The organism is Mitsuaria sp. BK037, assembly GCF_014193045.1.
Classification (GTDB): Bacteria; Pseudomonadota; Gammaproteobacteria; order Burkholderiales; family Burkholderiaceae_C; genus Roseateles.
The window spans coordinates 2,384,136-2,395,938 of record NZ_JACHYS010000001.1; the positions used below are offsets into that span (position 1 = coordinate 2,384,136).

4 protein-coding genes are annotated in these 11,803 nt (G+C 73.6%); 3 read left to right on the plus strand and 1 reads right to left on the minus strand.

Going from position 1 to position 11,803, the window contains the following annotated elements; translation table 11 throughout:
• Nucleotides 1-147 precede the first annotated feature (147 nt).
• The 3 genes from FHT37_RS09870 (at nucleotide 148) to FHT37_RS09880 (ending at nucleotide 9,967) form a co-directional block, all read left to right on the plus strand.
• Nucleotides 148-360 carry a hypothetical protein gene (locus FHT37_RS09870; RefSeq protein ID WP_141225435.1) on the plus strand — a complete coding sequence of 71 codons (213 nt, stop codon included), beginning with the start codon at nucleotides 148-150 and terminating at the stop codon, nucleotides 358-360.
• The gene (locus FHT37_RS09875) at nucleotides 357-9,269 is read left to right on the plus strand and encodes a GH36-type glycosyl hydrolase domain-containing protein (protein ID WP_255489608.1); all 8,913 of its coding nucleotides are present in this window, start codon (nucleotides 357-359) and stop codon (nucleotides 9,267-9,269) included. The genes FHT37_RS09870 and FHT37_RS09875 overlap by 4 nt, the downstream gene beginning before the upstream one ends.
• A gap of 251 nt (nucleotides 9,270-9,520) precedes the next feature.
• Entirely contained in the window at nucleotides 9,521-9,967 is a 447-nt protein-coding gene (locus tag FHT37_RS09880) for a DUF1203 domain-containing protein (protein WP_221210989.1), read from the plus strand.
• Between the two features lie 9 nt (nucleotides 9,968-9,976).
• On the opposite strand, the gene FHT37_RS09885 is transcribed toward FHT37_RS09880, so the two are convergent.
• Nucleotides 9,977-11,764, minus strand: coding sequence for a retroviral-like aspartic protease family protein (locus FHT37_RS09885; RefSeq protein WP_183480521.1), 1,788 nt, complete (start codon nucleotides 11,762-11,764; stop codon nucleotides 9,977-9,979).
• Nucleotides 11,765-11,803 lie beyond the last annotated feature (39 nt).

The window sequence follows — 11,803 nt, forward strand, 5'->3', positions numbered from 1 at the left end:
TGTTGCCGCCCTGGCCGGCCGCGCGGCCGGCCTCATTGAGGCGCCCGCGTCTTCCTGCTCATTGCTTGCCTGCGCAGGCATGGGGCTTGCCAAGCGTGGAAACGTCCGGTTGCAGTCCGGATCAACTACTTGCAGGGAGACCCCGTCATGAACAGCCCCGCTGGCCCGCTCAGCCCGATCGCCCCGCTTCTCCAGGACCCGGCGCTCCAGCGCCACCTCGTCCAGTGCGCGAAGGCGCGCGGCCGATGGTTCGGGCTGGCGCTGCTGGCCGAGCGCGTCCAGGGCGTGGTCCTGCCCCGCTTGGCCACCACCGCGGCCCTGAGCGCCGTCACCCTGGGTCTGTTCGCCCATTGGCTATGAACGCCGGCCGCAGCGCGGACGCCGCCGCCCGATCGACGGACGCCGCGCCGGAGCCCTCCCCCGATGACGACCGGCGCACCTCCCCCGATCCCACGCCGGATCCCCCGGAAATTGCGGAAGAACTTGCGCTGCTGAATCCGGCGCTGGGCCCCATCGAGCCCCCGGTGCGGGCGGTGCTGTTCGGGCAGGCGCGCTTCGAGCAGCACGGCCGCAGCCTCGCGCAGGCGCAGGCGATCCAGGGCACCGCGGGCGCCGGGCAGTTCTTTCCGCGGCTCGACGACAACGTCGCGATGCTGCAGCAGACACGGCGGCTGCTCGAGAAGCGCCATCGCGACTTCCGCCATCTCGGCGCCGCCGGGAAGTGGCTGCTGGACAACGCCGCGCTGATCGACGAGCAGACGCACCAGGTCCGCCGCGGCCTGCCGCGCAACTTCTTCCGCCTGCTGCCGCGGCTGCGCGACGAACCGCTCGCCGGCCTGCCCCGCATCTACGGCGTGGCCTGGGCCTGGGTCGCGCACACCGACGGCGGCTTCGACACCGGGCTGCTGGCCGCCTACCTGCGCGCCTACCAGGAGGAAAGCCCGCTGTCCCTCGCCGAGCTGTGGGCGCTGCCGACGACGCTGCGGGTGGTGCTGGTCGAGAACCTGCGCCGGCTGGCCGAGCGCTTCGCGACGCTGCAGGCGGCCCGCGACGTGGTGCACCACTGGTACGACGGCCATCCGGCGGCGTCCGGCATCGAGGCGATCACAGCCCTGGAGCCGCGCATGGCAGAGCGCGGCGTTGCGGAGGCCTTCTGGCTGCAGCTCGACCACCGCCTGGAGGAACTGCCCCAGCCGCTGATGGGCGAGCTGGCCGCCTGGCTGAGCACCCGGCTGCCCGCGCCGGCGCAGGCGCTGGCGCGGCAGCAGGACGAGTCGATCAAGGACCTGCAGAGCATCCGCAACGCGATCACCGCGCTGCGGCGCATCGACCAGACCCACTGGCGCCAGCTGATCCAGTCGGTCAGCCCGGTGATGCGGACGCTGGGCGAGTCGCCGGTTTTCGCCGCCGAGGCGCCGGACACCCAGGACCTGACCCTGCACGAGATCGAGCGCCTGGCCCGCAAGTCCGGTCGCCCGGAACTCGAGGTCGCGCGCCAGCTGCTGGCGCTGACGCAGAACGCCGGTCCGCCGCAGGACGGCGACCCCGACCGGCGCAGCGCGCCGATCTACTGGTGGCGCGGGGCCGGACGTCCGACGCTGCTCGCGGCGCTGGGCCTGCACGAGCACGCCTGGCCGCCCCACGACACCGCCCCGGGCCAGCGCTGGGCGGCGGTGGCCTACCTGGCCGGCCTGGCGCTGCTGGGCCTGCTGGGGCTCTCCTGGCTGATGAACCAGGCGCGGCCCGATGCCCCGCCCTGGCTGCTGGTGCTGACCGCGCTGCTGGCCGCCGGGCCGATCGGCGAGGCCGTGGTCGCGCTCACCAATCGCTGGATCAGCGAGCTGGCCCGGCCGGCGCGCTTGCCCCGCCTGGATTTCTCCCAGGGTCTGCCCGACGCCGAACGCACGCTGGTCGTCATGCCGGTGCTGTTGACGCGCGAGGAGGCCGTCGCCCCGCTGGTCGCCCAGCTGGAGCAGCACCACCTGGCCAACCCCGAACGGCTGGTGCAGTTCGCGCTGCTCAGCGACCTCGCCGATGCCTACGAGGAACACCATCCCGGCGACACGATGATCGTGGTCACCGCGGCCGACGCCATCGCCGCCCTCAACGAGCGCCACGGCCCGCTGGCCGACGGCCGTCCGCGCTTCCTGCTGCTGCACCGGGCGCGCGAATGGTCCTCGACCGAGCGCCGCTGGATCGGCTGGGAGCGCAAGCGCGGCAAGCTCGAACGCCTGCTGCGGCTGCTGGCCGCGCCGGCGGGCGCGTCGCCGTTCGCCGACTTCGGCGCGATGTCGCAGCCCGCGCCCGGCGTGCGCCACCTGATCACCCTGGACGCCGACACCGACATGCCGCCGGGCCGGCTGCGCGCGCTGGTGGGCACCGCCGCGCATCCGATGAACCGGCCGCGGGTGGACGCGGTCACCCGCCGCGTCGTCGAGGGCTACGCGATCCTCCAGCCGCGGGTGCTCGCGCCCATGCCCGACGACGCCGCCAGCACGCCCTATCACCGGCTCTTCGTCGGCCAGTTCGGCATCGATCCCTACAGCGCGGTCAGCTCGGAGATCTTCCAGGACCTGTTCGGCGAAGGCAGCTTCACCGGCAAGGGCCTGCTGGACGTGCGCGCCTGCCATGCGGTGCTGGACGCGCGCCTGCCCGAGGGTCAGGTGCTGAGCCACGACCTGCTGGAGGGCAGCATCGCGCGCTGCGCCGGCGTGTCCGACATCACGCTGGTCGAGGACTCGCCGATGCATGCCGACGTGGCCCACGCCCGGCTGCATCGCTGGACGCGCGGCGACTGGCAGCTGCTGCCCTTCATCGCTGGGGCGCGGCGCTACGGCATCGCGCCCATCAACCGCTGGAAGCTGATCGACAACCTGCGGCGCTCGCTGGTCGCGCCGATGGCGCTGGGCCTGATGCTGCTGGTGCTGGGCACCGCGGTCCTGCCGCTGGGGCTGACGCTGGTCGTCGTGGCGGGCGCCTTCGCCATCGGGCCGCTGGTGGGCGCGCTGGCCGGACTGGTGCCCAGCCGGGACGGCCTGGCGCGCCGCCACTTCTACCGCGAGACCGGCCACGACCTGCGGCGCGCCCTGGGCCTGGCCGCTTGGCAGGTCGCGCTGCTGCTGCACCTGTCGCTGCTCTACCTGGACGCGATCGGGCGGGCGCTGTGGCGGCAGACGGTGTCGCGACGCCGACTGCTCGAATGGACCACGGCCGCCGCCGCCCAGGCCGCCGCGCGGCGGGAACTGCCGGCGCTGGTCGCGCAGCATCTGCGCGTGCCGGTCGCGGCGGCGGTGCTGGGCGGGCTGCTGGCGGTCGCGGCCTTGTCCGGCGCGCCTGTGAACGGCGCGGCGGCCGTCGTGCTGCTGGCGCTCTGGGCGCTGTCGCCGCTGTGGATCTGGTGGGCGAGCGCACCGCGCGCGCCGCTGCTGCGCCGCGAGGCCGCGCTCGATCCGCAGGGGCGCGATTACCTCTGGGGCCTGGCGCGCGACACCTGGCGCTTCTACGACACCCATGTCGGCGCCGACGACAACCACCTGCCGCCCGACAACGTGCAGCTGACGCCGCACCTGCTGGTGGCGCATCGCACCTCGCCGACCAACATCGGCCTGTACCTGCTGGCCGTGGCCTGCGCGCGCGAGCTGGGCTTCATCGGGCTGGTCACGATGACCCAGCGCCTGTCCGCGACGCTGGACACGCTCGAGCGCCTGCCGCGCTGGCAGGGCCATTTCTACAACTGGTACGACACCCAATCGCTGGTCGTGCTGGCGCCGGGCTATGTGTCGGCGGTGGACAGCGGCAACTGCTCGGCCCACCTGCTGACCGTGGCCCGCGCCTGCGAGCTGGCCGCGGAGATGACGCCGCACCAACTGGCCGCCGCACCGCGGCAGGCGCTGGACCGGACGCTGCATCGCCTGCGGGTCCTGCAGCCGCCGCTGGCCAGCGACCCGGCGCTGCCGGCCGGCGCCGCGCTGGTCGCGGCGCTGCTGGCGGCGGAGAACCTCGCCGCCTCGGCCGAGGAGCAGCAAGCCGTGCTGCAGGGCCAGGTGGCCGCGGCGCAGGCGGAGCTCGAGGCCCTGGCCGCCCTGGCCCCGGCCGACGCGTCCGTCGACGACACGCCGCCGGCCCAGCAGCTGCTGCGCGACCTGATCGCCCAGTTGAGGTCCTGGTGGCAGGACCAGGGCGCGCCGCTGGCCGAAGCCCGCCTGGCGCTGCGCGCGCTCGCGGGCCGGGCGCGCCGCCTCGGGCTGGAAGCGGACTACCGCCCGCTCTTCGATCCCGAGCGTCGCCTGCTGCGCATCGGCTGGCGCGGCGACGCGCAGCAGCTCGACGACAACCATTACGACCTGCTCGCCAGCGAGGCCCGCCTCACCAGTCTGGTCGCGATCGCCAAGGGCGACCTGCCGCCGGAACACTGGCAGGCGCTCGGGCGGCCCTTCTTCGCGCGCGATGGCGCCGGCGACTCGCTCGGGCTGAAGTCGTGGTCGGGCTCGATGTTCGAGTACCTGATGCCGTCGCTGGTGCTGCGCGAGCCCGCGGCCAGCGCGCTGGGCCGGGCCGTGCGCACGGCGGTGAAGGAGCAGCGCCTGGAGGCCCGCGGCAAGGGCACGCCGTGGGGCATCTCGGAATCGGCGATCGCCGGCCAGGACCACACGCTGGCCTACCAGTACGGCCCGCAGGGCGTGCAGACCCTGGCGCTGGCGCGGCTGGCCGTCGACGAACGGGTGCTCGCGCCCTATGCGGCGGTGATGGCGGCGGTGGTGGCGCCGGTGCGCGTGGTGTCCAACCTGCAGGCCTTCGAGCGCCTGGGCGCGCGCGGCGCCTTCGGCTTCATCGAGGCGGTGGACTACACACCGCAGCGCCAGACCGCCGGTGCCGGCTTCACGCTGGTGCGGACCTACATGGCGCATCACCAGGCGATGGGCTTCGTCGCGCTGACCGCCCTGCTGGCCGACGACGCGCCGCGGCGCTGGCTGATGAGCGACCCGCACGTCAAGGCGGTGGCGACGCTGCTGCATGAGCGCGCGCCGCGCGAGGTCGCGCCGCTGCAGGCGCCGCCGGCCGACCTGCTGCCGCGCAAGCGCGCGGTCCGCAAGGCGCGCATGGTGCGCGAGAGCGAGCCGCTGGCCGAGACCCTGCCGCTGACCCACATGCTGACCAACGGCCGCTACTCGGTGGTGCTGCGCAGCCACGGCGGCGGCTACAGCAACTGGGACGGCGTGGCGATCACGCGCTGGCGCGACGACCTGCTGCGCGACCAGCACGGCAGCTTCACCATGCTGCGCCGCGCCGGCGAGGCCGACTGGTTCAGCAACACCGCCCGCCCCGCGCCCGATCCCCGCGCGCGCTACGCGGCGCGCATGCAGGCCGAGCGTGCGCTGTTCGAGGCGACCTGGCCGGACCTGCACAGCTGCACCACGGTGTGGGTCAGCCCGGAGGACGATTGCGAATTGCGTCAGGTCGAGCTGACCAACCGCGGCGATCAGCCGCTGGCGCTGGACCTGGTGTCCTGCTTCGAGGCCACGCTGGCGCCGCAGCGCGGCGACGAGGCGCACCCGGCCTTCTCCAACCTCTTCATCCAGGCCCGCTGGGACGAGGCGCAGCATGCGCTGCATTTGCGGCGGCGTCCGCGGCTCTTCGACGAGGCCGCAATGCGCGCGGTCTTCTTCCTGGCCGGCGTGGATGCCGGCGCCGGCTGCGCCAAGCCCAACCGCGCCGCCGGCGGGGACGCGCGCAGCGAGGAGTGCCGGCCAGAAGGCCACGTGGTCCGCGAGGTCCTGCCCATCGCCGATCGCGCGCGCTGGCTGGGCCGCTACGGCAGTTCGACGCGGCCGGTCGGCGACGCGCGCCCGCGCTTCGTCGACGACGAGGCCGACATGAGCGCCGACATGAGCGCCGACGGCGAGCCCGGGCGGCTGCTGGACACCGGCCTGGATCCGGTCGCCGGGCTGCGGGTCGGCCTGGACCTGGCCCCCGGCGCGACGGTGCGGCTGACCTTCTGCACCGCGGCCGCGCGCGACGCCGACCTGCTGGCGGCGCTGGTCGACAAGTACCGGCAGCCGGCGCACGTCGAGCGCTCCGCGTCGATGTCGCACACGATGGGCGGCATCCGCCTGCGCGAACTCCAGTTCGACACCACCACCTGGGGCGCCCTGCTGCAGCTCAACACGCTGGTCACCGGCCAGGCGGTGCGCGAGCCCGCCCATGTCCGCGAGCCGCGCGGCCGCTGCGACCGCCGCGCGCTGTGGCGCTTCGGCATCTCGGGCGACCGGCCCATCCTGATGGTGACGGTCAGCGGCGAGGAAGGCATCGACCTGATCCGCGCGCTGAAGAAGGCGCTGCGGATGTGGACCACCCACGCGATCGGCGTGGACCTGGTGGTGCTCAACGAGGAGCCGCCGTCCTACCTCGCCCCGGTGCAGCAGGCGCTGCAGGCGCTGCAATCGCGGCTGCAGGGCCAGGCGCAGGGACGGCCGGCGCACCTGTGCTCGGCGCTGCATGTGCTGCGCGACAGCGACCTGCAACCCGACGAGCGCTTCACGCTGCAGACGCTGACCCGCATCCGGCTGCAGGCCGACGGCCGCGGCCTGGCGCAGCAGGTCGAGCGCTGGATCGAGGACACCGCGCCCAGCAACGAGGCCGCGCGGCTGCCGGTGGCCCATGCGCTGGTCGAGCGCCCGCTGCCGGAAGCCGTGCCGCGGCCACCCGAAGGCCGCTTCGATCCGGACCATGGCGGCTTCGCCTTCGAGGTCTCGCCGGACCGGCATCCGTCGCGACCCTGGGTCAATGTGCTGGCGAACCGCGACTTCGGCTGCCAAGTCACCGAACTGGGCGCCGGCTACACCTGGGCCGGCAACAGCCGCATGCACCAGGTCACGCCCTGGTCCAACGACCCGCTGCTGGATCCGCCCGGCGAGTGGCTGCTGCTGCACGACCTGGACAACGACCGCGTCTGGCCGCTGGGCCGCCAGCTGCGCCACGACGCGCCGCTGGCGATCGAGCATGGCATCGGCTATTCACGCAGCCGCCAGCAGTTGGGCGACCTGAGCGTCGAGCTGTGCTGGTGCGTCGATCCCGAGGCGGCGGTGAAGCAGGTGCAGGTGCGCCTGGGTGTCGTGGGGCGCAGCGGGGGCGGACCGCGGCGACTGCGGCTGGTGGCCCTGGCCGAATGGCAACTGGGCAGCGCGCGCGGCGAACGCCTGTCCGTGGCGACGCGCAGCGACTGGCTGACCGTGGGCGAGCTCGGCGCCGGGCTGCCGCAACCCGAGCGCGCGTTGACGCTGCAGGCGACGCAGCTGGACCACCTGGGCGGCTTCGGCGACGCGACGGCCGCGCTGTGCATCCGGCCCCGCCAGCGGGGCGACGGACGAGGTGAGGATCCACGTGGCGACGAGCTCGACGCGGCGCGCAGGACCGGCGCCTCCGCCGGACCGGCGCGCGCGCGTCTGGACGCGCAGGACTGGACCTGCGACCGACGCGAGTTCTTCGACAGCGCGGGCCGCATGGTCCTGCCCAAGGCGCTGTCCCGGCGCTGCGGCGGCGGGCTCGACGCCTGCGCGGCATTGGCGGCGCGGATCGAGCTCGAGGCCTCGCAGCCGGCCGAGCTCACCGTGCTGCTGGGCCACGGCCCCTCCCCCGAGGCGACGCAGGCGCTGATGGCGGCCGCGTGGGCGCTCGATCCGGCGGAGCGGCTGGCGCGGCAGCGGCGGCAGTGGCCGGCGCTGCTGGGCGGCCTGCAGGTATCGACGCCGGACCCGCGCTTCGACGCGCTGACGAACCACTGGCTCCCGTACCAGACGCTGGTGTGCCGGATGTGGGCCCGCGCCGGCTTCTACCAGGCCGGTGGCGCCTTCGGTTACCGCGACCAGCTGCAGGACGCGATGGCGCTGACCGACGTCGCGCCGCAGCTGCTGGCCGACCAGATCCGGCGCAGCGCCGCGCGACAGTTCCCGGAGGGCGACGTGCAGCACTGGTGGCATGAGCCCGGCGGCGCCGGCGTGCGCACGCATTTCTCCGACGACCGGCTCTGGCTGCCCTATGCGCTGGCGCATTACCTGGCGCGCACCGGCGACCTGACGCTGCTCGACGACACGGTGCCCTTCCTCGTCGGCCAGCCGGTGCCCGAGGGCGCCGAGGACATCTACGAGAGCCCACGCACCGACGGGCCGATGGCCTCGGTCTATGAGCATGCGGCGCGTGCGATCGACCGCAGCCTGGACAGCGGGCCGCACGGGCTGCCGCTGTTCGGCACCGGCGACTGGAACGACGGGATGAACCGCGTCGGCCATGAGGGCCGCGGCGAATCGGTCTGGATGGCCTGGTTCCTGGCGCAGGTGATCGAGGACTTCGCACCGATCGCGACCGCGCGCGGCGAGCAGGAGCGCGCCGCGCGCTGGAAGGCGGCGCGCGACGGCTGGGTGGCGGCGCTCGACGGGCCCGGTTGGGACGGCCGCTGGTACCGGCGCGGCTTCTTCGACGATGGCTCGCCGCTGGGCTCGGCCGAGAACGCCGAGTGCAGGATCGACCTGATCGCGCAGAGCTGGGCGGTGCTGACCGCGGCGGCCGATCCGGCGCATGCACGGCAGGCGATGGCCAGCGCCTGCGCGCAGCTGCTCGACCCGGTGGCGAAGCTGGCGCGGCTGCTGCACCCGCCGCTGGCGCGGGCGCAGCCGAGCGCCGGCTACATCCAGTCCTACGCGCCGGGCGTGCGCGAGAACGGCGGCCAGTACAACCACGCGGCGGTCTGGGCGCTGATGGCGCTGGCGCGGCTGGGACAGCGCGACACGATGTGGCAGGTCTACACCGGGCTGAGCCCCGCGCACCGCTGGGCCGATCCGCGGCTGGGACCGATCTACGCGATCGAGCCCTACGTGATGGCCGGCGACATCTACTCGCAGCCGCCCTGGGTCGGGCGCGGCGGGTGGAGCTGGTACAGCGGCTCGGCGGGCTGGCTGCTGCGGGCCTCGCTGGAGTCGATCTGCGGCGTCGTCATCGAGCAGGGCCGACTGCGGGTGCGAGCCTGCCTGCCGGTGCACTGGGACCAGGTCGAGGTGCGCATCCGTCACCAGGACCGCTGGCTGCGGGTGATCGTCTGCGCCAACGAGACCGCCTGCCGCGCCGCGCTCACCCGCGAGGCCGGCGCGCGCCGGGAACACGCGGGCGAGTCGATCGACCTGGCGACCCTGTCGCCGGAGCAGGCGCTGGTGGTGGTCAGCGTGCCGGAGACGGTCCCGCTGCCCGAGTCGGCCGGGCAGGATGCGACCGCGCGATGAGGGCGCGATGTGGGCGCGATGTGGGCGCCATGAGGGCTCGATGAGCGCCCGATAAGCGCTCGATAAGCGCTCGATGAGCACTCGGCCGCAGTCGATGCCGGCTGGCATCGGCGGCAATTCCATGTCCGGAAACGGCGCGACCGCCGGGGCGCCCGTGCCTATCGTGGGCGCCTCAACCACTCCGACGGCCTACGCGCCGCGCTCACATGGACTTCCGCATCCTGGGTCTCGACCCTGCCCCATTCCGCCCGATGTTCACGATGACCGACGAGCACCTGCGTGAGCTCGGCGCGCTGCGCGTGCGCATCGACAGCCCGCGCTCCGCGCCGGACCGCATCACGCTCGACGACGCCGCACCGGGCGAGACGGTGCTGCTGCTCAACCACGTCTACCTGGAGGTCGACTCGCCGTACCGCGGCACGCATGCGATCTACGTGCGCGAGAACGGCGGCGAGCGCTTCGACCGCGTCAACGAGGTGCCGAGCGCCTTGCGCGGCCGCATGCTCTCGGTCCGCGCCTTCGACGCCGCCGGGATGATGGTCGACGCCGACCTCGTCGAGGGCGACCAGATCGAGGCGCTCATCGAACGGCTCTTCGCGCCTCCGTCGGTGACCTACCTGCAGGTGCACTTCGCCAGGCGCGGCTGCTATGCGGCGCGCGTGGAGCGCGCCGCCGGGTCGTCGACGACGAGGTCCTGAGCCGGCGCGTCACTCCGGGCGCTTGAGCGCGACGACCAGCGCCTCGAATCCAGCCTTGCGCACGCGCTCGTCGATCGCCGGCGCGATCCGGCGCGCGGCCTCGAAGTCCTGGCGGGCTTTGTCCGGCTCGTTGAGCCGGGTCAGCGCCACGCCGCGCCCGTAGTGCGCCCAGGCCAGCGGCTTGAGCGCGATCGCACGATCGAAGGCCTTGCGCGCGGCCGCGGCCTCGCCCTGGCGCAGCCGCGCCCAGCCGAGGAAGGAGTGATAGGTCGCCTCCTGGTCATCCAGGTCCACCGCCTCCTTGCAGTCGTCGACCGCCTGCTCGATCTCCAGGTTCATCCGCGTGCGCATCCAGCAGCGCTCGCCATGCATCGAGGCCAGCTGCAGGTCGCGCGGGTGGGTCCGGATCCACAGATCGAACTGCTTGAGCGCCTGCGGCGCCTCGTCGCGCCGGGCATGCATCTGCGCCATCGCCGCCCGCAGGTTCGCGCCCGGCGGCAGCGCCGCGTCCAGCGTCGCCAGGTCCTCGGCGGCGCCAGCGCGGTCGCCAGCGGCCGCGCGCAACTGGGCGCGGTGCAGTCGCGCCTCCGTCATCGCCGGGTCCAGCCGCAGCGCCTCGTCCAGGTCGGCCAGCGCCTCCTTGGGCTGCCGGAGCGCCTGTCTCACCCGCGAGCGCGACTCGTGATGCAGGGCCACCGTCGGCGCCAGGGCGATCGCGCGGTCCAGGTCCTCCAGCGCCCGCGCGGGATCGCCGGCCACCAGCGCGGCGTTGCCGCGGCGCGCGAAGCCGTCCGCATCGTCCGCCGCGATCGCCTCCGCCTTGGCGGCGTAGCGCTGGTCGTAGTCGCCGGCCTTCGCCGCGTCCTTGGCGAAGACCGGCCCGCCGTTCCAGGTCGCGTAGACCTTGCCCTGCAGCCGCGACACGTAGACGCGGTGGGACAGGAAATAGTCGAGTCCGAGCAGCATGCCGTACTCGTTGTCGCTGACGTCGGTCACCCGCATCAGGTTGTTGCTCACCTTCTCGCCGCCGAGCTCGAAGCGGTCGACGCGCGCCGTCCATTCGCGCGCGAACTCGGCGCCCGCGCCGCCGGTGCGTCCCGCAGGTTTCAAGTCGGCCTCGGCGATGCCGGCCTTGCGCGCCGCGCCGATCATCAGCGTGGTCGTCGGCGCGCCGGTGTCCATCACCGCCCGCACCTTCTCGCCGTTGATCAGCACCGGCACGCGCACCGCGCGGTCGTTGCGCGCATACGAGATCAAGGGCGCCTCGATCACCGGCGCGTCGCCGGCCCAGTAGGCCAGCGAGGTCTTCTCGCAGTCGCCCTTGGGGAACACCAGCCGCACCACGCCATGGGCCAGGTCGTACTCGGTGTCCGCCACCGACAGGAAGTTGCGGCCCAGCACGCCCATGATCCCGGCGTTGATCTCGTTGCCGCCGACCAGGAACTCCACGCCCTTGAGCTCCGCCTGCTCCAGCACGACGCTCTGGACCGTCGTGATCTTCAGCGCCTGCACCGCGCCGGTGATGCCGTAGACGCGCAGGCCGTCGGGCGCCGGCTTCAGCCTCAGGTTGAGCTGCCGGGCGCTGGCTTCGCTGAGGAAACTGAAGAACGCGCCGCTGTCCACCAGCAACGGCACCGGCACCCCATTGAGCTTGACCGTGGCCACCGGTCGCGATTCAACCAGCCGCACCGGGATGGTCATCATCTCGATCTGGCATTTTTCCGGCGCGGCGGCGGCGGTGCCCAGGACCAGCGCCAGCAACGGCGCCAGCAGCGGCGCGACATGACGAGCGTTCAATCGTTCCTCCCCAGGGAAGTTCCCGCGGGCGGTCGGCCG